Consider the following 25,239-nt stretch of genomic DNA (forward strand, 5'->3'; position numbering starts at 1 on the left):
CGCCCTCTCTCATCAGGATGGGGCTGCGTGGTTGCGTGGGGTGGGGACGCGCAGCGAGGTGACGCCGCCGAGGTCGAGCCACACGGCATCGGGCGTGCGGACGACCCGGAGCAGCACGTCGTCGCAGCCCGGGCAGCGGCCGACGAGCCCGGGCTCGGGACCGTAGACGCGCAGCGTGGCGACCTCCGCGGCCCTCCCGCAGCCGCGGCAGCGGACCACCGCCGCCGTGACGTCGAGGGCGAACAGCTCGGACAGCGGTCCGGCCATGACGTTGCCGTCCCAGGCGGCCCCAGCGCCATGCGTGCCGTCCCCGCCCTGCGCGCCGTCGCGCTCATCGATGCCGGTCATGGTGGTCGCCTCCTCACGGGCCGCTCGGCCCGAATCGCTCTGTCCTGACGCAGTCGGGCGCGTGGCCGAGCCCGACGAGCAGGTCGGCCGCGGCCTCGACGAAGCCCGTCGGACCGCAGACGTAGCAGGTGGGCGCGTCCTCGGCGGTCCACCCCGGCGCGACGAGATCGTCCGCCCGCAGCCGCCCGACCGGGCGCGGGTCCCCGTCCGGAGCACGCCGCGTGTGGACGAGGTGCACCCCGACGCCAGCGGTGGCGGCGCGCGCCTCGAGCTCGTCGCGGTAGATGACGTCCTCGGGCTCGCGCACCGAGTAGACGAGCCGGAAGCGCGGTGCACCCGACGCGTCCTGTCCGCCGCGGGCCCTGAGCATCGACATGAGCGGCACCACGCCCGAGCCACCGGCGACGAGCAGCACGGGCCCGGACTGGCCTGCGCGCCAGACGAACCAGCCGCCGACCGGACCGCGCAGCCGCACCGCGTCGCCGACGGCGAGACCGTCGGCGAGGAAGCTCGAGACCTCGCCGTCGGGGACACGCTGGACGGTCAGCTCGACGTGGTCGCCCCGCTCGGGTGCCGACACGGAGTAGCTCCGCGTCGCGGTGTAGCCGTCGGGAGCCGTGAGCCGCACGTCGACGTGCTGACCGGGCAGGTGCCCCGGCCAGTCCGGGACGTCGAGGACGAGGGTCACCGCGCTGTCGGTCTCGGGACGTCGCTCGACGAGCGTGGCCTCACGCCAGGCGCGCCGGGCGCTCAGTCCCCCTGGTACCGCTGCTCGCGCCATGGGTCCCCGTAGTCGTGGTAGCCGAGCTGCTCCCAGAAGCCGGGTGAGTCCTCGAGCATCAGCTCGATGCCGCGCACCCACTTGGCCGACTTCCAGAAGTAGAGGTGGGGCACGAGCAGCCTGGCGGGGCCGCCGTGCTCGGGCCGCAGGTCGTCCCCGTCGAACTCGAACGCGACCCACGCCTGCCCGTCGAGGAGGTCCTCGAGCGGCAGGTTGGTCGTGTAGCCCCCGTAGCTGTGCACCATCGCGAAGTCGGCGGCCGTCTCGACGTCGGCCAGGAGCGTGTCGAGCGAGACGCCGCGCCATTGCGTGTCGAGCTTGGACCAGCTCGTGACGCAGTGGATGTCGACGGTCACCGTCTCGGCCGGGAGGGCCATGAGCTCCTGCCACGACCACGTGTGCCGGGTGCCGTCCTCGGCACTGACCCAGAGCTCCCAGTCGTCGTGGTCGACCGGCGGCGTCGGACCCGCCGACAGCACCGGGAAGTCACCGGTGAGGTACTGCCCCGGGGGCAGCCGCTCGTCCCGTCCTCGGGGACGACCCTGGAACCCTCGCGTGACGAAGTCCATGCCCAGCCACTGTACGGGCCCTCGGACCGAGCCGGACGGCATACGCCAGCAGGTCAGTCCAGGCCGAGCTCGGCGGCGCGCCGCACGATCTCGCGCCGGGTGCGCAACCCCAGGCGCCCCAGGACGGCCGAGACGTGGTGGTCGACCGTCTTCGGCGAGATGTAGAGGTCGCGGGCCAGTTCGGCGTTCGTCAGGCCCCGGGCGACGAGGCGCGCGACGTCGAGCTGCCGGTTCGTCAGGCCCGACGGGTTGGCGCGTGTGCTCGCCCGGCGACGCGGGGGGACCGCGTTCAGCCCGCGCTCGCGCAGGACGGCACGGGCGCGGGCGGCCGAGGCTGCCGCCGGCAGGCGCTCGAGGTCCCAGACGGCGCGCGCGGCCCGGGTCTCGTCGTCGCCGTGGACGGCCGCCAGGGCAGCCTCGTACGGCGCACCGAGCTCGCTCCAGGCCGCTGCGGCGGCGTCGTGACGACCGGCGAGCTCCAGGCGGAACGGCTCGGCCACCCCGTCCCGGAGCGCCTCCGAACCCGCGTCCCGTCCGATCCGGACCAGCCACACGAGGAGGTCACCGACCGCCCACTGCACCCCCGACAGGCCGACGACGTCGTCCAGCGTGGCGGTGGCCGCGTCCAGTCGAGAATCGGGTTCGCCGGTCAGCCACGACCCCTCGGCGAGCGCCGACAGCACGGGCAGGTGGGCCAGGGGCTCGTCGAGCCGCTGCGCGACGATCCAGGCGGCATCGAGGTGTTCGGTCGCGGACCTCCCCGCCGGTGCCTCGCCGGTCCTGAGCGCCACCAGCCCCCGCACGAGATGCGGCCACATCATCGCCAGCGGCATGCCCTGCCCGTCGATGACGGCGTCGGCGTCCTCGAGCGCCGCCGCCCAGCGGGCCCGCTGGAAGTGCAGGCGCGCCCGCATCCCGATCTGCCACTGGTTGCACACGGGGATGTCGCGCTCGACCGTGATCGGGATCGACTGGTCGAGCACCCCCTCGGCCTCCCGGAAGCGCCGGTGCTCGATGTCGATCGCCGACAGGTTGGAGTATGCCGTCGTCCCCACCTCGTCGAACGAGCGCTCCAGGGCGACGGCCGCGTGCATGAGCAGCCGCCCCCGAGCGTTGAGCGTGCCGCGGAGCAGCTCGCTCGCGTCCTCGATGATGTCGCACCGGAGCCCGACGGCGTCGTCCCCGCGCCGGGCGGCCACCTCGCGTGCCAGCCGGCTGCTCGCGTCGGCGGTCTGGTGGTCGTGCCGGCGGTAGGCGAGGTAGGCCTGCGTGGCGCAGGCCGAGGCGTAGGCCGCCGTGTCGTCGCGGGCCACCGCGAGGCGGGCGTGCTGCTCGGCCTCGCGGCGTCGGGCGGAGTAGTACTCGATGATGGCGCCCCGGTCGTGCGCCGCGGCCATCCCGCGGACGTCGCCGACGCGCTCCCAGAGCCGGATGGCGTCCGTGATGGAACCGATCGCCTCGGGGAGCCGGCTCACCATGTACTGCTCCTGGCCGAGCGCCTCGAGCATGCGGGCCCGGGCCGCCGACTCGTCGTCGCCGCGGTCGAGGGCCAGCGTCAGGAAGGCGACCGCCTCGGTGTGCGAGCCGGCGCGGGCGGCGTCCTCGGCGGCCAGGGCGGCATACCGGCTGGTCCGTGACCGGTCGTGCGCGGCGTCGGCGTGGTGCGTCAGCACGGCGTGGTCGCTCGACCGGACCCGCTCGAGCGCGTCGAGCAGCCGGCCGTGCAGTCCGCTCTCGGCGCCGAGCGGGATGGAGGTGCGCACCGCTCGACGAGCCAGCTCGTGCCGGAAGCCGATCCCGCGTCGCGAGCGCACGAGCAGCCCGGTCGCGTCGAGGCGCCGCAGGCAGGCAGCGTCCACGCCGAGCAGCGGCAGGAGCCGGTCGTCGACACCGTCCGGCGCCGTCGCGACGAGCTGGAGCACCTCGAGGTCGTCGTCGGCCAGCTCGCTCGTGCCGGCCAGCACGGCGTCACGCACCGACGCGGGCAGCCCACTGCCGGCGTGGCGACCGATCTCACTGACGTAGAAGGGGTTTCCCCTCGTGAGCCGGTGGACGCCACCTGCGTCGAGCCCGGTGCCGTCGAGCAGCACGCCCACGGCGTCGACGCTGAGCGGCGGGAGGGCGATGAGGTCGGAGTTCTCGAGCCGGGCCAGGTCGCCGAGCAACGGTCGCAACGGGTGGGTTGTGCCGATCTCCACGTCGCGGTAGGTCAGCACGAGCAGGACGGGGAGGGCGTCGATGCGCCGCACGAGGAAGCGCAGCGCCTCGACCGACGCCTCGTCGATCCACTGGACGTCCTCGACGACGACCGTCGTCGAGCCCGTCGACCCGGTCGGCCAGGTGGACACGGCCGTGACGAGGAGCGCCTCGACGTCCCCACGGCCGGGCGTGCCGGGCGGCTGGTCCACGCCGAGCTCGGCCAGGATGTCGCGGACCGGGCCCAGCGGACGTGGCGTCGCGAGCGGGTCGCAGAGGCCGCGCACGACGCGCCCACCGGTCGGGGTGGACGTCGCGGCACGAAGCAGGCTGGTCTTGCCCGCTCCTGCCTCGCCGGTGACGGCGACCACCTGCCCCGACCGGGCGCTGTCCCCCATCGCCCGGCGGAGCCGCGCGAGCTCACGCTCGCGCTCCAAGAGCCCCACCGTCGAAGCGTAGAGCGGCCGGCCCGCTGCCACACCGGCATTTTCCCCGTGACGCCGGCTCCCTCGCCAACACACCCGGTAACGGTCAACCCGGCACTGATGCAACCGTGCGGCCTTGACCGTTGCCGGGTGTGGTGCGGGTGAGGCGTCCCGCGTGGGCGCCGCTCCGGGTCAGGCGGCCTCGCCGTGCCGACGCTGGCGTCGCACCGCGAGCGAGATCTCGCGGGCACTGCGCTGCAGACCCCGGTGCCGGTGCGACCGGCGGTCGGGCGCCTCCCCGTGGCGCTGGCGCGCGAGCTCGCGCACGAGCGCGTACAGCTGGCTGTCGACCATGCTCTCTCCCTCCCCCGGCCCTCAGGCCGCGACGTGGTCCGCGGTGTGCGGGCCGATCTCGTCGACGACCTCGGAGACGAGGTTCGCCGGAAAGCCGCCGCGCCGGGCGTGCTCGAGGATCGCCTCGGCCTTGTCGGCCTCGTGGACGCAGTAGATCTTGTCGCCGGCGACGTAGCTCGTGACCCAGGTGTAGGGCACTCCGAGGGAGTCGACGGCGGCGTTGGACGTGCGTGCGATCTCGCGCAGGTCGTCCTTGGTCATCGACGAGGCCCCAGGGACCTCGCGCTCGATGAGGAATCGCTTCATGGTGCTTCCTTCTGTGTGGTGTTGCGCCGACGGTCGTCGACGCACCACCAGAGTGCGGTCGCGGGGCGAGGTGCCACATCGGGCGCACCTCCCCATGTTTCGACCGGACCGGGTCGGCGACCTCCCTACGTTCTGACGGTCACTCCGCCCCATCCGCCGGCCGGGCAGGCAGGATGAACCCGTGACGACGACGCTGCCCAAGCTGTCGGTGTCGGACGGCGTGGCCACGATCCGGCTCGCGCGACCCGACGCGGGCAACGCCGTGGACCTGCCGACCGCCATCGCGTTGCGCGATGCGGTCGGAGGGATCTCGGAGGCCCTCGACGAGATCCACGTCGTCGTGCTCCGCGCGGACGGCCGGCTCTTCTGCGCCGGCGGTGACGTCCGTGCCATGGCCGCCGCGCCCGACCGGCCGGCCTTCGTCGCCGAGCTGGCCGGCGTGCTGCACGACGCACTGGACACGCTGCGCGCCCTGCCCGTCCCCGTCGTCGCCGTCGTCCAGGGCACTGCGGCCGGTGCAGGCGTGGGGCTCGTCCTCGCAGCCGACGTGGTGCTGGCCGCCGACCACGCCACCTTCGTCGCGGCCTACCCCTCCGTCGGGTTGTCGCCCGACTGCGGCGTCAGCGCGCTGCTGCCCGCGGCCGTCGGTGCCCGCCGGGCTGCGCTCTTCCTGCTGACCGGCACGCCGGTCGACGCCGCGACCGCGCTCGACTGGGGGCTGGTCACCGAGGTGTGCCCAGCCGAGACGCTCGACGCGCGCGCCGGGGAGGTCGTCGCCGCGATCGCCGCGCTGCCGCGCCAGGCCGTCGGCGAGGCGGCGCGTCTGCTGCGCCGGTCGGGCGAGCGGCCGTATGCAGCCCAGCTCGCCGACGAGGCCGCGACCATCGCGCGCCTCTCGGCCACCGCCGAGGCCGGCGCCCTGCTCGCCTCGTTCGCCCCAGCCCCCGCCCACCCGACCCCCGGAGACAGCCCATGAGCGCGACCACCTCGAGCACCGTCGACGACATCGTCCGCCGGAGCGCGAGCCGCCACCCCGACCGGGTGGCCCTCGTCTTCGACGACCGTACGTGGACGTATGCCGCCCTCGACGACGCCGTCTCACGCGCGGCCGCGCACCTGCTTGGCCTCGGGCTCACCGCTGGCGACCGGGTTGCGACCGTGGGGGTCAACTCCGACGCCTACCTGCTCGCCTTCCTCGGATGTGCGAGAGCAGGCCTCGTCCACGTGCCGATCAACTACGCGCTGACCGGCCGCGAGCTGACCTACCTGCTGCGCGACTCGGGGGCGCGGGTGGCCCTCGTCGACGTGGCGCTGCGCGACTCCGTCGAGGCGGTGCGCGGCGACACCGACCTCGAGCAGGTGCTGCTCCTCCACGGCGGCGACGACGCGCTCCTGCCACGGTGGAGCGAGGGCGACGTGCCCGTGCTGGACGTCGAGACCCGCGACACCGACCTCGTCCAGCTGCTCTACACCTCGGGCACGACGTCCCAGCCCAAGGGCGCGATGATGACGCACCGGGCCCTCGTCCACGAGTACGTCTCGAGCATCGTCGCGCTCGACCTGCGCGAGGACGACGCGCCGCTGCACTCGATGCCGCTCTACCACTCGGCCCAGATGCACGTCTTCCTGCTGCCCTACCTCGCGGTCGGCGCGACGAACCACCTGCTGACCCGGCCCGACGTGGAGACGATCCTCGAGCGCGTCCAGACCCACCGCATCGGCTCGCTCTTCCTCGCGCCCACGGTGTGGGTGCCGCTGTCGAACCACCCGGCCCTCGACACGGCCGACCTCACGTCGCTGCACAAGGCGTACTACGGCGCGTCGATCATGCCGGTCCCGGTGCGAGACCGGCTCCAGCAGCGGCTGCCCGAGCTCGGCTTCTGGAACTGCTTCGGCCAGTCCGAGATCGGCCCGCTGGCCACGGTGCTGCGCCCCGAGGAGCACGCCGAGCGGCCCGAGGCCTGCGGCCGGACGGTGCTCTTCGTCGAGGCCCGCGTCGTCGACCCGGAGGGCTCCGACGTCCCGGCCGGCGAGCCGGGCGAGCTGCTCTACCGCTCACCCCAGCTGTGCACCGGCTACTGGAACAAGCAGGACGCCACGAGCGAGGCCTTCCGCGACGGGTGGTTCCACTCCGGCGACCTCGTCACGCGCGACGAGGCCGGCTACCTCACCGTCGTCGACCGCATCAAGGACGTCATCAACACCGGCGGCGTCATGGTCGCGTCCCGTGAGGTCGAGGACGCGCTCTACACGCACCCCGCCGTCGGCGAGGTCGCCGTCATCGCGACCCCGCACGACAGGTGGGTCGAGGCGGTCACGGCCGTCGTCGTGCTCCGTGCCGGGCAGACCGTCACCGAGAGCGAGCTCGTCGACCACGCCCGCGCGACGCTCGCGCCGTTCAAGCTGCCCAAGGCGATCCACTTCGTCGACGAGCTGCCCCGCAACCAGAGCGGCAAGCTGCTCAAACGGGTGCTCCGCGACGACCTGGCGCAGCAGGCCGCCCCGCGCTGACCGAGCGGTCCGGGTCAGCGGAGGGGGACGGCATACGCGAGGTAGGCCGTCCCCGCGGTCCACACGCCGAGGCCGACGAGGTTGGTCCGGGGGTGGAGCGTCAGCGCGGCGAGGAGCTCGCGCAGGAACGCGCTGGGCAGGAAGTACCACGCGGTCGGCGCGGCGGTCACGTCGGCGTCGATGCCGAGGCTGTGCGTCAGCAGCGCGGCCCGTCCGACGTGGTAGCTGCTCGTCACGACCCGGAGGTGGCCCGCGTCGGCGAGCCCACGGGCACGGAGGATCTCACGCGAGAGCAGCAGGTTCTCCTCCGTCGTCGTCGACCGGTCCTCCGTCGCGACCGCCTCCGCGGGGATGCCGTGGGCGACGAGGTATGCCGTCATGGCCACTCCCTCGGCCATCGGCTCGTCGTCGCCCTGTCCGCCGCTCGGGACGAGGAGCGGGTCGTGGCCGAGGGCGCGCTCGTCGTGCCAGGCCGCGAGGGCGGCGTCGAGGCGGTGGGCGAGCAGCGTCGGCACGGTGCCGTTGACGAGGCCTGACCCGAGGACGATGAGCGCCGACGGGGCCGGGCGGGGTCGCCAACGGTCGTAGGCGAGGCAGTAGAGGGCGTAGGCGACGAGCACCAGGCCGGGATATCCCGGCAGCAGGAGCACGACGACACCGACGACCCCCAGCAGGGTCGGGCTCGGCGGGAAGAGCCAGATCGCGAGGACGGTCGCCGTCACCATCGCCACGCCGAGCACGAGGGACAGCGCGTTGGTGCGGCTGCGACCCTCCGGGCGAACGACGCGCAGTCCGGTGCCGAGGAAGAGGAGCCCGAGCAGCATCGCTCCGACCCAGGGCAGCACGAGCGGGGAGGCGCCGACGGCGGTCGTCGCAGCCCAGAGGGCTCCGAGAAGGAGAACGCCGGTGCGCCACTGTCGCGGCTCGGTGCGCACGGTGAGGGCGAAGAGGACGAGGAACGCCGCCACGAGGACGAGGTCGACAAGGGGGCGCATGCGACGAGCATGCCCTCCCGGACCCTTCGCCACGAAACCGGCTGGTGGGCAGCACCTTCCGGGGTGTCGAATCGAGGCATGGACGCAGACGAGATCCGCAGCGCGTTCCTCGACCACCTGGCCGGCCGCGGCCACGCGGTCATCCCGCGCGCGTCGCTGGTCCCCGACGACGACCCGACGACGCTCTTCACCGGCAGTGGGATGCAGCCGCTGCTGCCCTACCTGCTCGGCGACGACCACCCGGCCGGCCGCCGCCTCGTCGACAGCCAGACCTGCCTGCGCGTGCAGGACATCGAGGAGGTCGGTGACAACCGGCACACGACCTTCTTCGAGATGCTCGGCAGCTGGAGCCTCGGCGACTACTTCAAGCCCGAGCAGCTGCCGCAGTTCTGGGACTTCCTCACCGGGACGGTGGGGTTGGACCCCGCCCGGCTCTACGTGTCGTGCTTCATCGGTGACGAGGCACACGGCATACCGAAGGACGACGAGTCTGCGGCACTGTGGCGGAAGCTGTTCACGGCGGCGGGCGTCCCGGCCGACCAGGTCGAGCTCGGTACCGAGGAGCACGCGGCACGGGTCGGGACCGGTGGTGCGCGGATCGCCTTCTACGGCAACAAGAACTGGTGGTGCCGCGAGGGCAGCCCGGAGCGGATGCCGGTCGGCGAACCGGGCGGCCCGGACACCGAGGTCTTCTACCTCTTCCCCCACGTCGAGCACGACCCGACCTACGGCGAGCACTGCCACCAGAACTGCGACTGCGGCCGGTTCATCGAGCTCGGCAACTCCGTCTTCATGGAGTACCGCCGCACCGAGAGCGGCTTCGAGCCCCTGCCACGCCGCAACGTCGACTACGGCGGAGGGCTCGAGCGCATCGCCGCCGCAGCGCTCGACACCTCCGACGTCTTCCGGATCAGCCTGCTGTGGCCGATCATCGAGCGGCTCCAGGAGCTGTCGGGGCGCACCTACGAGGACGAGACGCTTCCCATGCGGGTCATCGCCGACCACCTGCGCGGGGCGACGTTCCTCGCTGTCGACGGCGTGCGCCCGAGCAACAAGGCGCAGGGCTACGTCCTGCGCCGGCTCGTGCGCCGGGCCGTCCGGTTCGCCGTCGACCTCGGCATCGAGGACAACTTCTTCCCGCACGTCATCCCGACGATCGCCGGCATCTACTCCGGCGCCTACCCCGAGGTGGCAGCCGCGGCCGACGCGGTGGCGGACCTGCTCGCGCGCGAGGAGCAGGTCTTCCGCCGCACCCTGCGGCGCGGCCTCGAGCGGCTGGAGGGTCACCGGGACACGGGCGTCACCGGTGCCGACCTCTTCGTGCTCTACGACACCTACGGCTTCCCGGTCGAGCTGTCGACGGAGGTGGCGCGCACGGAGGGCATCGTCGTCAGCGGCACGTGGCGTGAGGAGTTCGACGAGCACATGGCGGCCCAGCGGGCGCGCTCCCGAGGGGTCAGCGCGCCGCGCAGCCGGTGAGGACACGCGCGATCTGAGCTTGCTCCGCGGGCGTGACCCACAGGTGGTAGCGCTGCTTCACGGTGACCTGGCGCGCCACGTAGGTGCAGCGGAAGGCCTTGTCGGGCGGCAGCCAGGACGCGGCGTCGGCGTCGCCCTTGGCGCCGTTGGTCGGTCCGTCGACGGCGAGCAGGTTGAGGGGGTCGTTCGCGAGAGTCCGGCGCTGCGTCGGCGTCAGCTGCTGGGCGCCGGTGACCCAGGCGTCGCCGAGCGCGACGACGTGGTCGATCTGCACCATCGCGGAGCTCGAGCGTCCCCGGGCGAAGACGATGAGGTGGCCGGTGTAGGGGTCGGCGAGCGTGCCCGAGAGCACGACGCACCCATGCGTACCGGGCTTGAGCGCCTCGGCCCTGAGGTCGCGGCGGAGCACGTCGTTGCGGGTGTCGCAGCCGTTGTGACCGCCGTCGACGTCGACGTCGTCGCTCCACGCGGGGCCGAACTCGGCGCGCGTGTAGCCCGTCTTCGGCGCCCGGCCCTTGACCGGGAGGGTGCCGAGAGCCGCCACGGCCGCGCGGGCCTGTGCCGGCGTCAGGCTCGGGACAGGCTGCGGCGCCGACGGGCTCGTCGTGCCTCGCGGCTCCACCCGGGTCGCGGTGTGCGGGACACCGGCGCCGGGTGACGACGACGGGAGGCCGCACGCAGCCAGCAGCCAGGGCGCGGCGGCGGCGGAGACCGCGAGGAAAACCCGGCGCAGGACAGGCCGAGGGGCGCGGAGACGGGCCGAGCTCACTGCATGCACGGTGGGAAACCCTGCCACCTCATGGAATTCACTGCATGGCTGGGTGGCAGGTCGGCCGGTTCGCAGGCTCAGCCCGCTCGCGGGCCGGACATCACACGTCGGTTCGCCGGGCGTACTGGTCGGGCAAGGACGGCCAGCGCTGGGAGGCCCACTCCGACCAGGTCGCGTGCCCGGGCGGAACGGGTGGGATCCGGCCGCCCCGCAGCTCCTCGTCGTCCGGCGCCTGGAACTGGCCGCGCCACTGCTCGAGCTCGACGTCGCTCATGTGGAACGTCTGGTCGGGCGTGGCCGCGAAGCGACGGGTGACCCGTCGGCGTTGCTCCTCGTGGTCGACCGGCAGGTAGACGACCTGGCTGCGCGCACCGACGGCGCCCGCGATCCAGCGGAGCGCCGAACGCTCGTCGGTGCCCCAGAACCCGAAGTCGAAGACGACGTCGGTGCCGAGCTCCGCGGCCCGCATGCCGATCTGCACCAGCTTGCCCTCGACGAGATCACGCTTGTCCGGTGGGTTCTGGTCACCGAAGAGCATCAGCTGCCACTCGTCCGGCGTCAGCCGGAGGGCCGACGCGCTGACCTCGAGCTCCTTCGCGCGAGTCGTCTTGCCGGCGCCGGGAAGGCCGACGATCAGGTAGACGGTCGCAGGTCCGACAGGCGGATCGCTCGGGTCGAGGCGGTCGTGGGCAGGCATGCAGGGCTCCTGGGGGATGTCAGGTCAGACGACACTAACGGGCTGCCCGGCCGACGGTCGGTGCTCGGGGGCCTGACCGACGGCTCGGTCCAGGGCCGGGATGCCGAGTGCCATGACGACGTAGAGGCCGCTTGCCACGAGAGGAAGGGCGGTGGGTTCGAAGCCGTGCGCGCCGACGGTCAGACCGTTGAGGACCAGAAGGACGCCTGACAGGGCTCCCGTGACACCGGCCAGACGGACACGGGTGCCGAGGTGGGCGCCGAGGTGAGCCTGTCGCAGCAGGCCTGCAGCGACCGTCATCAGCGTGATCCCGAGCAGGATGGCAAAGAACGAGTTCACGCCCCACTCCAGCCAGCGCACCGCCTCAGCGGCGGCGAACCGGGACGCCCGGTCTGCGGGGTCTGCGGCCGCCCACGCGTCGACCGCCCTCTTGAGGGCGACGCCGTCCACGGCCATGTTCACGGCGATGAGGGCCACGGTGGCGGCCGCCGCCGCGTCGCCGACCCGCACGAGGGACCGGGGAACGCCGACTCGTTGCAGGGCACGGCCCGCAGTCAGCAACCCGGCGACGACCACTGCCGCCGACAGGAACTGGAGGTCATGGACCCACACCCAGTCCGCGCTGTGGGCGTACTCGGCGAAGACGGCCTCGTGGGAGTTCGGCGGCTCCTCGTGCGGATGCAGGATGCCGCCCACGACGGCCAGGACGGCGCCGGTGACGAGCAGGACCGCGGAGAGCCGGCCGGTGCGCGAGCCACGTGGGACACCGTCCCCGCTGCGGGCCGAGGTGGCGCCGCCCGGGGTGTGCGGACGCCAGGCCAGGTAGGCGGCCATGAGCGCGAACATCCCGACGTGGCCCCAGGTGAGCAGGTGCTCGCCGGGAAGGACGCCGAGCCAGTAGGGCACCAGCAGGACGAGGAAGGGCAGCACCATGACGGCGGACATCTCCGCGATGTGCCGGCGTGCATGCCGTCGCACCCACATCCAGGCCGCCATGCCGACGGTCATGTCGAAGGCCATGGTCAGGGCCATGACGTCCGGGCGGCCGGTCAGGCCGGGCCACGCGGCGTCCCAGACGATGCCGAGCACCCCCATGCCGACGACCATCGCGAGGGTCATCTCGAGGTATGCCGTGAGGAAGCGGCCGAGCCGCGTGTGGAGGAGCCGGCGGGCCAGGGCGCGAGGCGTACGGTCCGCATACGAGGTCGAGTACGTTGTCATGCCGACGATGGTCGGTCCGGAGGGCCGCACCCCGGACGTGCCAGAGGTCACCTTCGAGGTCACCCCGACGGCATGACCCTCACAGCAGGCCGAGGGCCTGGGCCCGGAGCGCCGCCTGCGTGCGGTCTCGGACGCCGAGCTTGGCGAGGACGTTGGTGACGTGGTTCTTGACGGTGCCCTCGGACAGGTACAGGCGCTCGGCGGTCTCCCGGTTGCTGAGCCCGTCGGCGAGGGCCCGAAGGACCTCCAGCTCACGGTGGGTGAGCGGGTCGACGAGCGGCTGCGGGCGCGGCTCGTGCGGGAGGTCGGGCAGCCGGCTCATCCGGGCCAGCACCTTGGCGGCGACCGACGGCTGCAGCACGGACTCGCCGCGGGCCGCCGCGAGCACGGCCTCGACGAGCCGGGACGCGGTGGCGTCCTTGAGCAGGTAGCCGACGGCGCCGGCGCGCAGGGCGGGGAAGACCTCGTCGTCGCCGTCGAAGGTCGTGAGGACGAGCACCCGCACGTCGGGATGTTCGACGCGCAGCCGCTGCGTCGCGGCCACGCCGTCGAGCACGGGCATCCGCAGGTCCATGAGGACGACGTCCGGTCGCAGCGTGGCCACGAGCTCCAGCGCTTCGGCCCCGTCCGCCGCGGCGCTCACGACCTCGACCTCCTCGTGCACGTCCAGGAGCGTCGTCAGGGCCTCACGGAACAACGTCTGGTCGTCGACGACGAGCACCCGCACGGGGCGGTCAGGGCTCATCCCGGCACCTCGACGCGGACGGTCACGCCGGCGCCCGGTGCCGACTCGACGGTGAGGGAGCCGCCGAGCCGATCGACCCGCTCACGGATGCCGACCAGCCCGAACCCGCCGCCGTCGTTGCGCCCGAGGCCGCACCCGTCGTCGCGCACCTCCAGACTCACCGAGTCCGGCAGGTAGGCGAGCCGGATCACGGCGGCGTGAGCGCGCGCGTGCTTGCGCACGTTGGTGAGGCCCTCCTGGGCGGCACGATAGAGGGCCACCTGGGCGTCGTGGTCGAGCCGGCGTTCGGTGCCCACGACGTCCACGGACGTGGGCAGGCCGGCCGCCTCGCTCTCGCCGGCCAGCGTTGTCAGCTGCTCCGGGAGCCGCTGGGCCGGTCGCGCCTCGCGCAGGGCGGCCACCGACTCGCGGACCGACGTCAACGCCTGGCGCGCCTGGTCCTCCGCCTGGCTGAGCAGGCGGTCGGCCCGAGCGGGGTCGCTGCTCATCACCGCCCGCGCGGCCTGGACCTGCATGCCGACGACCGTGAGGTGGTGCCCCAGCCCGTCGTGGATGTCCCGGGCCACGCGGGTGCGTTCCCGCATGGTCGCCAGCTCCTCGGCCTGCGCACTGAGGTCGCGCAGCCGGTGGTTGGCCACGGCCAGCTGCGACCGGGCCTGCTGCTCACGCAGGTGCAGCGTGGCCAGGACGAAGGCGAACGCGCACGCGAGCCCCGTGCTGACGACCTGTCGCAGCCCGTCGACCATGGGCATCCCGACATGGACCAGCGGGACAAGCAGCGCGACGATGACCGCCCAGCCGAGGGGCAGCAGCACGACGGCCTGCACGACCACCACGACGAGCAGCAGGGTGCTGCCGACGCCGGGACCGGCGACGTCGAAGACGACGAACCCGAGCACCAGCGCAACGGCCAGGTGGACGACTGCGGCGAGGCGTCCACGGCCGAGCGCCCAGCGGTAGCCGGCCACCGACCAGGCCACGAACACGGCCCCGAGGACACCGGCCGGCAGGATCGAGCCGCTGGGAGCGGCCTCGAGCAGCATCACCAGCCACGCTGCTACTGCCAGCGTCGGCAGCGCCCGGTTCACCGTCCCAATGTCGCGCCCGCCTCAGAACGCGTCAACCACGCCCGGCCGGCCGGTCCGCGCGGTCAGACCGCCAACGCTCAGGACTGGGTGCGCAGGTAGCGGCCGAAGTGCGGCACGGTGAAGGCGATGAGGCCCCGCTCCCCGGAGTAGATGAGGCCCTTCTTGATGAGGGCGTCCCGGGCGGGCGAGAGCGACTGCGGCTTGCGCCCCAGCACGTCCGCCACCGCGGACGTCGGCACCGCCTCGCGCTCGGCCACCCCTTCGCGGACGTATGCCGCGACGTCGTCCGGGAATCCCTCACCTCCCGAATCCGCTTCGCCTGCAAGCGGGTTCACGAGGGCGGCGTCCGCCATGGCACGGAGGTACTCACGCTCCGCGGGCGTCGCCCGCTCGAAGCGGGAGCCGAAGAAGCCCACGGCGAGCTCGGACTCCGCCTCGGGCACCGCGACGCGGATGTCCTCGGCGGTCACGGGCGAGGAGGGCGCGACGTCCCACACGACCTTGCCGTAGGCCTGGATGAAGTACGGGTAGCCGGCGGTGACGGCATACATCTCGTCGAGGGCCTCGGGGGTGAACTCGCAGCCCTCCTCCGCTGCCGGTCCGACGAGCGCACGGTCGGCGGAGTCGCGCGGCAGCCGGTCGATGCGCGAGTAGCGGAACAGCCTCTCCGAGTAGGACTTCGACGCCGAGAGGACGGCCGGCAGGTGCGGCAGCCCGGCGCCGACGACGATGACGGGCAGGCCCGACTGCGAGATCTCGTGGCAAGCCGCGCAGAGCGCCGACACGTCCTCGGGGTCGAGGTCCTGCATCTCGTCGATGAAGAAGGCGACGCCCTTGCCGACATCGGCCGCGAGTCCCCCGATGTCGGTGAACAGCTCGACGAGGTCGATCTCGATGTCGCCCGAGTCCGCGCGTCCGGTGACGGCCGGAGCGTCGATGCCGGGCTGCCACCTCTCGCGCAGCTTGGCTCCCGTGGGGGTGTCACGCAGCGCGAAGGCCTTGATGCTGCCCAGCACCTGGTCGATGTCCTCTCCGCGCGGGTGGCCGAGCTCGCGCACGGCCTGGTGCGCGGCCGCGGCGAGCGGGCGGCGCAGCCGCTGGTCGGGACGAGCCTCGAACTTGCCGGTGCCCCAGTCGGCGCGGACGGCGGACGAGCGGAGCGCGTTGAGCAGCACCGTCTTGCCCACGCCGCGCAGTCCGGTCAGCACGATCGAGCGCTCGGCACGGCCGCGGGCGATGCGCTCGAGCACGACGTCGAAGGTGCGCAGCTGCTCGTCGCGACCGGCGAGCTCGGGCGGGCGCTGGCCCGCGCCCGGGGCATACGGGTTCGTGATCGGGTCCACGCTCGGAGGCTATACGCGTCTCTACCGGAAACCTGAGACATCCGAATAGGGCCTCATCGGCGCGTCGCGGAGACTCTCTCCCACCCACCGGTACGGGTCGACCGGCACCGACTGGCGCTGATCCGACGAGCCTCACTTCGGAATCCGAAGGATGCGGGCACATGAAGACGCCGTTCCGCATGGTCAGGGGTGGTCATGCGGAACGGCGCCATGCGACTATAACCCGATCGGCTGTGGAACCGTCAACCGATGCGAGCGATGTCGAAGACTTCGTCAGGCCGGGCAATCGCGTCCTGCTCCTGAACGAGGAGCATCTCGTCCGAGCCGCTGGCGTGCGTGCGCTCGAGCACGGCATACATCGACGCGGCCGTGCGGCGCAGGGCCACCTGCGGACCGTCGGTCAGGTAGTGCGCGAGGAAGATCGCGGCGGTGACGTCGCCTCCGCCGCGGACGGTCATCGGCAGCATCGGCGTCGTGACGACCCAGGCGTCGTCGGCGGTGATGCAGGCCATCTGGATCGAGCCCTCGGGGGTGTCGGAGGTCAGGGCGCTCGTGACGAGCACCACCGTGGGCCCCTGCGCCACGAGCTCACGTGCCGCGGCGACGAGGTCGGCCTCGGTGGCGACCTCGCGGCCGACGAGGAACTCGAGCTCGAACTGGTTCGGGGTGACGATGTCGGCTTTGGGCACGACGTGGTCGCGCAGGTACTCGGGGATGCCCTCCCGGACGAAGAACCCGCGCCCCACGTCGCCCATGACCGGGTCGCAGCAGTAGATCGCCGCGGGGTTGGCGGCCTTGACCCGCGCGACGGCGTCGAGCACGACCTCGCCGACCGCCTCGGCCCCCTGGTAGCCGGAGAGCACGGCGTCGATCGTCGGGAAGGCCCCGCGCTCCTCGACGCCGTCGATGACGGCCGCGACGTCGGCCGGCGCGATGAGCGGGCCCCGGGTCGAGCCGTAGCCGGTGTGGTTCGAGAAGGTCACCGTGAGCACGGGATAGACCTCGTGCCCGAGCCGCTGGAGCGGGAAGACCGCGGCCGAGTTGCCGGCGTGGCCGTAGGCGACGTGAGACTGGATCGACAGGATCTTCACGGCCCCCACCCTAACCACGCGGGGTGAGCGGTCCCCCTCATCTGCTGGGGCTCGCGGGCGCCGCCGTGTCAGGATGGATCCCATGAGCGCGATCCCCACGACGACCGTGTCCGAGCTGCCCGACGACGCCGTCCTCGTCGACGTCCGCGAGGCCGACGAGTGGGCTGCCGGCCACGCCCCCAACGCCATCCACATCCCCCTCGGCGAGCTGCCGTCGCGCATCGACGAGCTGCCCGAGACCGACGACACCGTCGCCGTCGTGTGTCGCATGGGAGGCCGGTCGGCCCGTGCCGTGCAGTGGCTCGTGCACCAGGGCTACGACGTCGCCAACGTCGAGGGCGGCATGGTCGAGTGGCAGCGTGCCGGCAAGCAGCTCACCGCCGACGGCCAACCCAGCATCATCTGATCCCCGCGATCTGACAGGAAGTGGCGCGCACGTGACCCACCGGAGCAGCCAGGACGACGCGTCCGAGCCGGACCCGACGGTCGACTCGTGGTCGGCGTGGCTGCCACGCCTCGACCCGTCGACGACCCCGCTCCCGCAGGCGTCGGCGCCACCAGACTCCGCCATCCCGCCGGCCCCGGTCCCGCCGCCGGCCGCCCCGCCCGGCCCACCGATGAGGTGGTATGCCGCGTCGCCCCCGCCACCCCTCGGAGGCCCTCAGCCCTACACCCCACCCCCACCGAACCGGCTCGCCCTCGCGATCCTGTGCACCATCTTCTGCTTCACGCCCTTCGGCATCGTCGCGATCGTCAAGGCGACCTCCGTCAACTCCCTCTGGGCACAAGGTCGCTGGGGCGAGGCGTACCGCACGTCGCGCTCGGTCAAGAACTGGTGCATCCTCGCCGCCCTCGCGTGGCCCGGTTCAGCCCTCCTCTTCGCCTGCACCGGCATGCTCGGGATGCTCTGACCCGGCGCCGGGCCCGTCAGTCGGCAGGGATGGTCCCCGGGCGCGTGCAGACGAGCTCGTCGCCCTGGGGAGCCGCTGAGGGAGCCTGGACGATGCCACCTCCGACGGCGGCGGGCCTGGCCTGCGCGGCCCGGTCGTCCACCTGCACGCAGAGCTGCCACTGCTTCACGCCGGGGTCCACGGCCGTGCGTGGGGCATCGAAGGAGTCCCCCGGCACGTCCAGCTTCGGCGGCGACGCGGCATACGCCCTCCCACGGATGCTGGCGCCCGGCGCGATGACGTGCCCGCCCATGACCGGGGCAGCGGCGAAGCGGACGTTCGGGGCCGTGGCGAAGCCCTGCTTGCTGAGGCGCAGCACCCCCGACTGCTCGTAGACCCAGGCGTGCGCGACGTCGACGCCGGTGGGGAGCGTGGCGCTGCCGAGGTCCTGCGGCACGACGTCGTAGGCGAGGAGGGGCTGCGCCCCGGTGTTGGTCACCGTGTAGCTGACGACGCGGCCGGCCGGCGCCATCGTCGCCTCCAGGCGCACTGGCCCCGAGCTGACCGTCTGGACCATCGGGACCGCACCAGCCGCGGCCGTGGGCGCTCCCGGGGAGGGCGTCGCCTGTCCGCAGGCGCTCGTGGCGAGCGCCGCCGCGAGGACGAGGGCGGGGACGGGACGGACAGGACCGCGCGGGCTGTGGAGCGTCGAGGACTTCATGGTGGGGAAGACAACCACGGGATGCGGATCGTTGCAGCCCGAGGCGAATTCGGACAGTCCTGAGGGAAACCTGCACGTAGTCGAGGAGCCCGCTGACAGTTGCACCAAGACGGGGCGCAGTTTCGGCAAACAGTCCTTAAACGAGGCGTCCGGCAGCCCTGTGCCGATCCGGCCGGGCGTACTTTTGCCCCGGCCCTTGAGCGTTGCGCCAGGCGCGCCCGGCCGCTTCCCGATCGTCACAGGAGACCCCATGAAACGTTCCGTCCGTCTTGCGCTCGCCGGTGCCGGGGCTGCCGCCCTCGTCGTGCCGGTCGTTGCCACCGCCGGCGCCGTCAGCGCCCATCCCGCGCCGACGTCCCGGACCTCGACGTCGGCCAGGACGTCGACGCCGATCAAGCACGTCGTCGTCATCTTCGGCGAGAACGTGTCCTTCGACCACTACTTCGCCACCTACCCCCAGGCGGCGAACGCCCCCGGCGAGACGCTGCAGGGCTCGACCACTCCGGCCCCCATCTTCAAGGCCGCTCCGGGCACGCCGCGCGGGATCGCCACGCTGGCGCACGACCGCCTGCTCGCGCCGAACAACCCCAACTCGGTCCAGCCGGAGCGCCTCACGCCGGGTCAGGCCGTGACCTGCGACCAGGACCACACGTACACCAACGAGCAGAAGGCCTACAACGCCGGCGCGATGGACAAGTTCGTGGAGTTCACGAGCAAGGACGCGTGCGCCGCGCCGACCTACGGGCGACCGGGCCTGACGATGGACTACTACGACGGCAACACCGTCACGGCGATGTGGAACTACGCCCAGCACTACGCGATGAGCGACCACGCGTTCAGCACGACCTTCGGCCCCTCGAGTCCCGGCGCGATCAACCTCGTCTCGGCGCAGACGCACGGCGTCAAGGAGTTCAACGCCGACGGCACGCCCGCGACGACACCCGCCGCCGGCGACTACACGGTGCGCTTCCCCGACGCGCACGGCGTCGGCACCATGACGGGCGACCCCGACCCGGTCTACGACGACTGCTCCAACAACAGCCACACGAAGAGCTACACGCTCGCCGGCATGACGGGCCGCAACATCGGAGACCTCCTCAACACCAAGAAGGTGTCGTGGGGCTGGTTCCAGGGCGGCTTCACGCCGACGACCGCTGCCGCAGGCGGCGCGCCCGCCGCGTGCATGGCCTCCCACACCAACGTCGCCGGGGTGAGCTCGACCGACTACAACCCGCACCACGAGCCCTTCCAGTACTACGCGTCGACGGCGAACCCGCACCACCTGCCGCCGGCGAGCGCTGCCGAGATCGGCCATGACGGGCAGGCCAACCACCAGTACGACATGTCGTCCTTCGACCAGGTGGTCGGCACGGACAACATGCCGGCGGTGAGCTTCCTCAAGGCCCCGAACTACCAGGACGGGCACGCCGGCTACTCCGACCCCCTCGACGAGCAGCACTTCATCGTCAAGGAGATCAACGCCATCCAGAAGTCGAAGCACTGGAAGGACACCGCCATCGTCCTGGCCTACGACGACTCCGACGGCTGGTACGACCACGTCGCCGCGCAGGTGAAGAACGCCTCGAACACCACCGACGACGCCGCCTTCTGCACCCAGGCAGCCGCCTCGGGAGTGCCGATCGCCAAGGGCTACCAGGACCGCTGCGGCCCCGGCCCGCGCCAGCCGCTCGTGGTCATCTCGCCCTTCGCGAAGACGAACTACGTCGACCACCACCAGACCGACCAGGCCTCGATCCTGCGCCTCATCGAGGACAACTGGGGCGTCGGCCGCATCGGTGACGGCTCGGCCGACGCCTGGGCCGGGTCGATGCGCGGCCTCTTCTCCTTCGACGAGTCGCAGGCCCCGCAGGTCATCCTCGACGAGACGAACGGCACGGTCACCTCGGTGCGCCGGGGCCGTCACGAGGACTGACCTCGTAGAGAACCCATCAGACAGAGAGGGCGCGCCGGGTCACCCGGYGCGCCCTCTCTGCGTGCGGGACTACTTGAGCAGCTTGGACATCCGCCGGTCGGCGAGCGGTTTGCCGCCGGTCTGGCAGGTGGGGCAGTACTGCAGGGACGTGTCGGCGAACGACACCTCACGCACGGTGTCGCCACACACCGGACACGCCTCACCGGTGCGGGCGTGGACCCGCATGCCGGCGCGCTTGGCGTCCTTGAGCTCCTTGGCCGGCTTGCCCGACGCCGTCGCGACCGCGCCCTTGAGCGTGTCGCGCAGGGCGGCATACAACCGGTCGACGACCTCGGGAGCGAGCGAGCCGGCGATCGCGAAGGGACTGATCTTCGCGACGTGGAGGATCTCGTCGGAGTAGGCGTTGCCGACGCCGGCGATGAACTCCTGGTCGCGGAGCAGGCCCTTGATCTGGGTGCGCCGGCCGTCGAGCATCGACCGGAACTGCTCGAGGGTGAAGTCGTCGGCCATCGGGTCGGGCCCCAGCCGCGCGATCCCGGGCACCTCGGCCGGGTCCTTGACGATGTATGCCGCGAGCGACTTCTTCGTGCCCGCCTCGGTCAGGTCGAACCCGGAGCCGTCGGACAGGCGCACGCGCAGCGCGATCGGGGACTTGCCGGGGCGCACGACCGTCGCCGGCAGCTGGTCGGACCAGCGCAGCCAGCCGGCACGCGCGAGGTGGAAGACGAGATGCGTGCCGTCGGCGTCGATGTCGAGGAACTTGCCGTGGCGGTGGACGCCGTCGACGGGCGCCCCCTCGAGCGCCTGCGGCGGCGGGTTGAAGGTCTTGAGCACGCTGAACGACGCGAGCTCGACCGACGTGATGGCGAGACCATCCGTCCGCTCGGCGAGGAAGTCGACGAGCGCCTGCACCTCCGGCAGCTCAGGCATGGCCCCAGTCTGTCATCCGGAGACGACGGAACGGCCCGGACGCGAGGGCTGTTCGTCGGTGGCGACGGCCTCCCCGACCTTGCCGGCATCGGTCAGCACCCGCAGCAGCCCGTGCCCGTCGGGCCCCGAGAAGTTCGGCACCGAGCGTGACGCCCACGGCCGCATCGGTGAGTCCATCCGGATCGGGTTGGACAGCACCTGCTCCTTCGGGGACAGGTGACGGATGCAGATGGCGTCGACCCGGTCGGGCCGGGCCTCGGCGAAGTCGGCGTAGATCTGCGGGTCGTGCTGGCCGTCGTCGCCGACGAGCAGCCACCTGATGTCCGGGAAGTCCCGGGCGAGCCGGTCGAGGCAGCTGCGCTTGTGCGCCTGGCCGCTGCGGAACCAACCGGTGTTGGTGGGACCCCAGTCGGTGAGCATGAGCGGCCCGAGGGGAAAGCCGTTCTCGACGAGGAACCGGTTGAGGGTGGCCGCGGTGTTCCAGGCCCCCGTCGACACGTAGACGATGGGCGCCCCGGGGTGGGCGGAGAGGATGCGGCGGTACATCGGGGCCATGCCGGAGACGGAGTGCCGGGCCTTGCCACGCCGGACGAAGGTGTTGAAGGCCGCGATCATCGGGCGGGGCAGCATCGTGGTGATGACGGTGTCGTCGATGTCGCTGACGATCCCGTGCGTCACGCCGTCGGCGACGATGAAGACGTCGGCCGCGACCGGGTCGGTGCCCTGGGCCTCGACGACGACCTGCTGCCATCCGGGCTCCAGACCGTGGTCGCGGGCGACGATGTCGACGTGGCCGCCCCGGTCGGACCGGCCGTAGACCTCGCGGTCGCCCACGGTGACCTTGACGGGGACGCCGGTGGCCGGCGACGTGAGGAACGCGCGCCAGCCGCGGTCGTAGTGTGCCGGGCTCAGGGCACCGGTGGCGTCCTGTCGGGCCTCGGGTCCCTCGATGTGCTCACGACCCTTGCGCCCGAGGAGGATCCGGGCATACACCCGCACGAAGCTCGTCGACCCGTAGCCCACGTGCGTGATGACGCGGTTGCCCCAGCCGCGGCTGCGCAGCACGCGTTCGACCTGCTCGTGGACGGCGTCCTCGACGATGGCGGCCGCGTGCGGTCGTGACATGGCCTCAACCTACCCGCCGGGGCGTTGAGCGGGTGCCAACAGGTGGACCCCGACGGGCGCGGGCCGGACGGGCCGGGTTGGATGGACGGCGTGCACCCCATCGCGGAAGTCCTCAGCAAGGCCGCGGGCGGCGACTTCCCCACCGTGGACGGTGGCTGGCAGCGCGTCGAACCGTGGCGCCCCGGCGTCGAGGGCGTGGTCGCCTTCACCGGCCGCGCCTACCTCGCCGTCGACGACGACGTCTCCGACGGCACCCTCGTCTCGCTCGGCCCGGACGGCTTCGGGGGCGCCAGCAGCCCCCGCCTCGTCTCCCGGCTCGCCGGGAGCGGCTGGATCGACTCCCTCGACATCGTGCTGGTCGCACGCGGCACCGGCGGCGAGCCGACCCTCGTGCCCCGCAGCGACCTGCGCAACCATCCCCGTGCCGAGCACGCCACGTCGGTGCGCAGCGACGTCGCGACCTTCGGGTATGCCGCCCCGGACGACCACACGCTCGTGACCCTCTCGCGGGGGCTGGGTGGGCTGACCGAGGTGGGAGTCGAGACCGACCCCGCCAAGGACCACGTCGGCGCCGACATCGTCAGAGACGCGTTGACGCTCCTGCCGGAGGGCGAGGTCGTCGTCGCCGCGTGCGCCCCGGGCAACGCCCGGGCCCTGCGCGCCTTTCTGGCGGCGGGCTTCGAGCCGGTCGCGTCGGTGCAGCTCTGGCGCCCCGAGCGCTGACCGTCCGGTGACGAGCAGGTCGCGCTGCGGCACGTACCGTGGGGCCATGCTCAGGGGATCTCGCTTCAGGACTCTCGTCTCCGTCTCGCTCACGGGTGTGCTCGCCGGCACGCTCGCGGCCGGCTGCTCGATGTTCGACTCACCGCCTGAGCCCGGCGACGCCGCGCGCGCCCTCGCCGCGGGCCTGGCCTCGGGGGACCTCGGCGCCGTGACGTTCAAGGGCACGACGCCGGCCAAGGCCACTGCGTTCGTCAAGGCCGCCTACAAGGACCTCGGCACGCTGCGGCCCCAGGTGTCGCTGAACGAGATGAGCCACGCCGAGGGCTCCGACCGTGCGACGGCGACGCTCGTCAGCCGGTGGGACGTCTCGGCGTCCCCGACCGACTGGACCTACAAGACCCAGGTCCCGATGACCCTCGTCGACGGCACGTGGCAGGTGTCGTGGAGTCCCGGCGTCGTGGCGCCGCAGCTCACCGCCGACGAGACCCTGCACGTCGCCCGCAAATGGCCCCAGCGCGCCGACATCGTCGACTCCGCCGGCGGCAAGATCATGACCGAGCGCGAGGTCGCGGCGGTCGGCATCGACAAGACGAAGGTGTCCGGGGCCGAGGCCACCGCCTCCGCGAAGGCGCTGGCGACCCTCATCGGCATCGACCCCGCCCGTTTCGCCGCGAAGGTCGGGGCGGCCGGCTCCAAGGCCTTCGTCCAGGGCGTGACCCTGCGCCAGACCGACCCGGTCCTCGAGCGGAACGGCGCTGCGATCGCCAAGGTCAAGGGCGCGCTCACGGTGCCGACGATGCAGGTGCTCGGCCCGAGCCGAACGTGGGCCGCCCCGATCCTCGGCACGGTCGGCGAGGCGAACGCCGAGCAGATCAAGGCCTCGAAGGGCACCCTCGAGGCGGGCGACTCGGTCGGCCAGACCGGACTGCAGTACCGCTACGACGCGCAGCTGCGAGGCACCCCCGGGCTCGCCGTCCACGCCGTCAAGCGCGGCGCCGACGGCAGCATCCTCGACAAGCGTGAGCTCTTTGCCGAGCCGTCCACCGACGGCAAGCCGCTGACGATCACCCTCGACCAGAGGGCCCAGACCGCTGCGGAGGCGGCACTCGCCCAGCAGACGGCGCACCCCACCGCCCTCGTCGCCGTGCGGGTGTCGACGGGAGAGATCCTCGCGGCGGCCGTCGGCCCGGCTGCGAACGGCTCGACCCTCGCCCTCGCCGGCAAGGAGGCGCCCGGCTCGACGTTCAAGATCGTCAGCTCCCTCGCCAACGTGCGCAAGGGCGCCACCGCCGACACCCTGCTGCCCTGCACCCCGACGCTGACGGTCAACGGCCGTCAGTTCAGCAACTACACGACCTACCCTGCCGCGCACCTCGGGGACATCCCGATGCGGACCGCGCTCGCCTACTCGTGCAACACGGCCTTCATCAGCCAGTACCAGAAGGTGGGCCAGAACGACCTCGTCGCCGCGGCGCAGTCGCTCGGGATGGGTGAGAAGCTGGACCTGCCGTTCACCGGCTTCCTCGGCTCGGTGCCGCCGACCGACGACGTCGTCGAGCACGCGGCCTCGTTCATCGGCCAGGGCCGCGTCGAGGCGTCGCCGCTGACGATGGCCCTCGTCGTCGCGTCGGTCATGAAGGGCCAGACGGTGCGCCCGCAGCTCGTCGCCGGTGCACCTGCCCTGCCCGCGCCCGCCACCCCGCTCGCCGCCACCGAGGCCGACGTCCTGCGCCAGGAGATGCGCGCCGTCGTGGCCGAGGGGTCCGGCACGGTCCTCAAGCCGCTCGGCGTCGAGTACGCCAAGACCGGCACCGCCGAGTTCGGGACGAAGAACCCGCCCGACACCCACGTCTGGATGGTCGCCGGCCGCGGCGACATCGCGATCGCCGCCTACAACGAGGTCGGCGACAACGGCGTGACGGGCGCCGCGCCCTTCATCGTCAGCTTCCTCAAGGCATACGACCTCCGCTGACCCCCACCCCCACCCCGCTGACCCCTA

At 72.5% G+C, this 25,239-nt stretch carries 25 protein-coding genes; 8 read left to right on the top strand and 17 right to left on the bottom strand.

Translation table 11 applies throughout. The annotated features are described in order from the left end of the window. Positions 1-12: 12 nt before the first annotated feature. The 6 genes from AC1DIW_RS05875 to AC1DIW_RS05900 form a co-directional block, all read right to left on the bottom strand. Positions 13-348: a DUF6510 family protein gene (locus AC1DIW_RS05875; RefSeq protein ID WP_442278646.1), complete on the bottom strand. Its 336-nt coding sequence runs from the start codon at positions 346-348 to the stop codon at positions 13-15. Positions 349-361: 13 nt separating this feature from the next. Further along, positions 362-1,129, bottom strand: a complete 768-nt coding sequence (locus AC1DIW_RS05880; RefSeq protein ID WP_478106821.1) for a ferredoxin reductase — start codon at positions 1,127-1,129, stop codon at positions 362-364. Further along, entirely contained in the window at positions 1,099-1,698 is a 600-nt protein-coding gene (locus tag AC1DIW_RS05885; protein ID WP_478106822.1) for a sulfite oxidase-like oxidoreductase, read from the bottom strand. The genes AC1DIW_RS05880 and AC1DIW_RS05885 overlap by 31 nt, the downstream gene beginning before the upstream one ends. Before the next feature lie 53 nt (positions 1,699-1,751). Next, positions 1,752-4,340: an ATP-binding protein gene (locus AC1DIW_RS05890; RefSeq protein ID WP_478106823.1), complete on the bottom strand. Its 2,589-nt coding sequence runs from the start codon at positions 4,338-4,340 to the stop codon at positions 1,752-1,754. A 171-nt stretch (positions 4,341-4,511) separates the two neighbouring features. Continuing rightward, on the bottom strand, positions 4,512-4,673 hold the full coding sequence (locus AC1DIW_RS05895) for a hypothetical protein (RefSeq protein ID WP_442278642.1): 162 nt from the start codon (positions 4,671-4,673) through the stop codon (positions 4,512-4,514). 21 nt (positions 4,674-4,694) lie between these two features. Continuing rightward, entirely contained in the window at positions 4,695-4,979 is a 285-nt protein-coding gene (locus AC1DIW_RS05900) for a DUF4242 domain-containing protein (protein WP_478106824.1), read from the bottom strand. Between the two features lie 181 nt (positions 4,980-5,160). Between AC1DIW_RS05900 and AC1DIW_RS05905 the strand changes: the two genes are divergently transcribed. Together AC1DIW_RS05905 and AC1DIW_RS05910 are read left to right on the top strand one after the other, a co-directional pair. Then, positions 5,161-5,955 (top strand): enoyl-CoA hydratase/isomerase family protein, encoded by a 795-nt coding sequence (locus AC1DIW_RS05905; RefSeq protein ID WP_478106825.1) that lies wholly within the window; start codon positions 5,161-5,163, stop codon positions 5,953-5,955. Beyond that, positions 5,952-7,490 (top strand): acyl-CoA synthetase, encoded by a 1,539-nt coding sequence (locus tag AC1DIW_RS05910; RefSeq protein ID WP_478106826.1) that lies wholly within the window; start codon positions 5,952-5,954, stop codon positions 7,488-7,490. Before AC1DIW_RS05905 ends, AC1DIW_RS05910 begins: the two co-directional genes overlap by 4 nt. Positions 7,491-7,504: 14 nt before the next feature. On the opposite strand, the gene AC1DIW_RS05915 is transcribed toward AC1DIW_RS05910, so the two are convergent. Further along, entirely contained in the window at positions 7,505-8,485 is a 981-nt protein-coding gene (locus AC1DIW_RS05915) for a YdcF family protein (RefSeq protein ID WP_478106827.1), read from the bottom strand. 78 nt (positions 8,486-8,563) lie between these two features. Between AC1DIW_RS05915 and AC1DIW_RS05920 the strand changes: the two genes are divergently transcribed. After that, complete coding sequence (locus AC1DIW_RS05920; RefSeq protein WP_478106828.1) at positions 8,564-9,964, top strand: alanine--tRNA ligase-related protein; 1,401 nt, start codon at positions 8,564-8,566, stop codon at positions 9,962-9,964. On the opposite strand, the gene AC1DIW_RS05925 is transcribed toward AC1DIW_RS05920, so the two are convergent. The 7 genes from AC1DIW_RS05925 to pdxY form a co-directional block, all read right to left on the bottom strand. Next, positions 9,942-10,733 carry an HNH endonuclease family protein gene (locus AC1DIW_RS05925; RefSeq protein WP_478106829.1) on the bottom strand — a complete coding sequence of 264 codons (792 nt, stop codon included), beginning with the start codon at positions 10,731-10,733 and terminating at the stop codon, positions 9,942-9,944. The two genes, AC1DIW_RS05920 and AC1DIW_RS05925, sit on opposite strands and share 23 nt — an antisense overlap. Positions 10,734-10,833: 100 nt before the next feature. Continuing rightward, positions 10,834-11,430 (bottom strand): P-loop nucleotide/nucleoside kinase family protein, encoded by a 597-nt coding sequence (locus AC1DIW_RS05930; protein ID WP_442278635.1) that lies wholly within the window; start codon positions 11,428-11,430, stop codon positions 10,834-10,836. Between the two features lie 24 nt (positions 11,431-11,454). Then, on the bottom strand, positions 11,455-12,651 hold the full coding sequence (locus AC1DIW_RS05935; protein ID WP_478106830.1) for a hypothetical protein: 1,197 nt from the start codon (positions 12,649-12,651) through the stop codon (positions 11,455-11,457). Positions 12,652-12,730: 79 nt separating this feature from the next. Then, positions 12,731-13,396, bottom strand: a complete 666-nt coding sequence (locus AC1DIW_RS05940) for a response regulator (protein ID WP_478106831.1) — start codon at positions 13,394-13,396, stop codon at positions 12,731-12,733. Further along, on the bottom strand, positions 13,393-14,484 hold the full coding sequence (locus tag AC1DIW_RS05945; RefSeq protein WP_478106832.1) for a sensor histidine kinase: 1,092 nt from the start codon (positions 14,482-14,484) through the stop codon (positions 13,393-13,395). Before AC1DIW_RS05945 ends, AC1DIW_RS05940 begins: the two co-directional genes overlap by 4 nt. A 77-nt stretch (positions 14,485-14,561) precedes the next feature. Beyond that, positions 14,562-15,827, bottom strand: coding sequence for an ATP-binding protein (locus AC1DIW_RS05950; protein WP_478106833.1), 1,266 nt, complete (start codon positions 15,825-15,827; stop codon positions 14,562-14,564). Positions 15,828-16,069: 242 nt separating this feature from the next. Continuing rightward, positions 16,070-16,918: a pyridoxal kinase PdxY gene (gene pdxY, locus AC1DIW_RS05955; protein ID WP_478106834.1), complete on the bottom strand. Its 849-nt coding sequence runs from the start codon at positions 16,916-16,918 to the stop codon at positions 16,070-16,072. An 82-nt stretch (positions 16,919-17,000) separates the two neighbouring features. Between pdxY and AC1DIW_RS05960 the strand changes: the two genes are divergently transcribed. Both AC1DIW_RS05960 and AC1DIW_RS05965 read left to right on the top strand, forming a co-directional pair. Beyond that, on the top strand, positions 17,001-17,324 hold the full coding sequence (locus AC1DIW_RS05960) for a rhodanese-like domain-containing protein (protein WP_442278629.1): 324 nt from the start codon (positions 17,001-17,003) through the stop codon (positions 17,322-17,324). A 31-nt stretch (positions 17,325-17,355) separates the two neighbouring features. After that, entirely contained in the window at positions 17,356-17,829 is a 474-nt protein-coding gene (locus tag AC1DIW_RS05965; RefSeq protein ID WP_442278628.1) for a CD225/dispanin family protein, read from the top strand. Positions 17,830-17,845: 16 nt separating this feature from the next. On the opposite strand, the gene AC1DIW_RS05970 is transcribed toward AC1DIW_RS05965, so the two are convergent. Then, positions 17,846-18,547, bottom strand: coding sequence for a hypothetical protein (locus AC1DIW_RS05970; protein ID WP_478106835.1), 702 nt, complete (start codon positions 18,545-18,547; stop codon positions 17,846-17,848). A gap of 232 nt (positions 18,548-18,779) precedes the next feature. On the opposite strand from AC1DIW_RS05970, the gene AC1DIW_RS05975 reads away from it, so the two are divergent. Next, entirely contained in the window at positions 18,780-20,462 is a 1,683-nt protein-coding gene (locus tag AC1DIW_RS05975; protein ID WP_478106836.1) for a phospholipase C, read from the top strand. A gap of 69 nt (positions 20,463-20,531) precedes the next feature. Here the strand turns inward: AC1DIW_RS05975 and AC1DIW_RS05980 are convergent, their stop codons facing one another. Beyond that, positions 20,532-21,392, bottom strand: a complete 861-nt coding sequence (locus AC1DIW_RS05980; protein ID WP_478106837.1) for an Fpg/Nei family DNA glycosylase — start codon at positions 21,390-21,392, stop codon at positions 20,532-20,534. Positions 21,393-21,404: 12 nt separating this feature from the next. After that, positions 21,405-22,517 carry an App1 family protein gene (locus tag AC1DIW_RS05985; RefSeq protein WP_478106838.1) on the bottom strand — a complete coding sequence of 371 codons (1,113 nt, stop codon included), beginning with the start codon at positions 22,515-22,517 and terminating at the stop codon, positions 21,405-21,407. A 90-nt stretch (positions 22,518-22,607) separates the two neighbouring features. Between AC1DIW_RS05985 and AC1DIW_RS05990 the strand changes: the two genes are divergently transcribed. Together AC1DIW_RS05990 and AC1DIW_RS05995 are read left to right on the top strand one after the other, a co-directional pair. After that, the gene (locus AC1DIW_RS05990) at positions 22,608-23,240 is read left to right on the top strand and encodes an N-acetyltransferase (RefSeq protein WP_442278623.1); all 633 of its coding nucleotides are present in this window, start codon (positions 22,608-22,610) and stop codon (positions 23,238-23,240) included. Between the two features lie 46 nt (positions 23,241-23,286). Further along, positions 23,287-25,212 (top strand): penicillin-binding transpeptidase domain-containing protein, encoded by a 1,926-nt coding sequence (locus tag AC1DIW_RS05995; protein WP_478106839.1) that lies wholly within the window; start codon positions 23,287-23,289, stop codon positions 25,210-25,212. Positions 25,213-25,239: the final 27 nt, after the last annotated feature.

The organism is Terrabacter sp. 01T434 (assembly GCF_056398545.1).

Excerpts from the sequence above, each read along its gene's own strand:
- AC1DIW_RS05960 (WP_442278629.1), top strand. The coding sequence starts at position 17,001 with ATGAGCGCGATCCCCACGACGACCGTGTCCGAGCTGCCCGACGACGCC.
- AC1DIW_RS05900 (WP_478106824.1), bottom strand. The coding sequence starts at position 4,979 with ATGAAGCGATTCCTCATCGAGCGCGAGGTCCCTGGGGCCTCGTCGATG.
- AC1DIW_RS05880 (WP_478106821.1), bottom strand. The coding sequence starts at position 1,129 with ATGGCGCGAGCAGCGGTACCAGGGGGACTGAGCGCCCGGCGCGCCTGG.
- AC1DIW_RS05930 (WP_442278635.1), bottom strand. The coding sequence starts at position 11,430 with ATGCCTGCCCACGACCGCCTCGACCCGAGCGATCCGCCTGTCGGACCT.
- AC1DIW_RS05920 (WP_478106828.1), top strand. The coding sequence starts at position 8,564 with ATGGACGCAGACGAGATCCGCAGCGCGTTCCTCGACCACCTGGCCGGC.
- AC1DIW_RS05985 (WP_478106838.1), bottom strand. The coding sequence starts at position 22,517 with ATGTCACGACCGCACGCGGCCGCCATCGTCGAGGACGCCGTCCACGAG.
- AC1DIW_RS05895 (WP_442278642.1), bottom strand. The coding sequence starts at position 4,673 with ATGGTCGACAGCCAGCTGTACGCGCTCGTGCGCGAGCTCGCGCGCCAG.
- AC1DIW_RS05980 (WP_478106837.1), bottom strand. The coding sequence starts at position 21,392 with ATGCCTGAGCTGCCGGAGGTGCAGGCGCTCGTCGACTTCCTCGCCGAG.
- AC1DIW_RS05995 (WP_478106839.1), top strand. The coding sequence starts at position 23,287 with ATGCTCAGGGGATCTCGCTTCAGGACTCTCGTCTCCGTCTCGCTCACG.
- AC1DIW_RS05975 (WP_478106836.1), top strand. The coding sequence starts at position 18,780 with ATGAAACGTTCCGTCCGTCTTGCGCTCGCCGGTGCCGGGGCTGCCGCC.
- AC1DIW_RS05875 (WP_442278646.1), bottom strand. The coding sequence starts at position 348 with ATGACCGGCATCGATGAGCGCGACGGCGCGCAGGGCGGGGACGGCACG.
- AC1DIW_RS05935 (WP_478106830.1), bottom strand. The coding sequence starts at position 12,651 with ATGACAACGTACTCGACCTCGTATGCGGACCGTACGCCTCGCGCCCTG.
- AC1DIW_RS05885 (WP_478106822.1), bottom strand. The coding sequence starts at position 1,698 with ATGGACTTCGTCACGCGAGGGTTCCAGGGTCGTCCCCGAGGACGGGAC.
- AC1DIW_RS05915 (WP_478106827.1), bottom strand. The coding sequence starts at position 8,485 with ATGCGCCCCCTTGTCGACCTCGTCCTCGTGGCGGCGTTCCTCGTCCTC.
- AC1DIW_RS05910 (WP_478106826.1), top strand. The coding sequence starts at position 5,952 with ATGAGCGCGACCACCTCGAGCACCGTCGACGACATCGTCCGCCGGAGC.
- AC1DIW_RS05940 (WP_478106831.1), bottom strand. The coding sequence starts at position 13,396 with ATGAGCCCTGACCGCCCCGTGCGGGTGCTCGTCGTCGACGACCAGACG.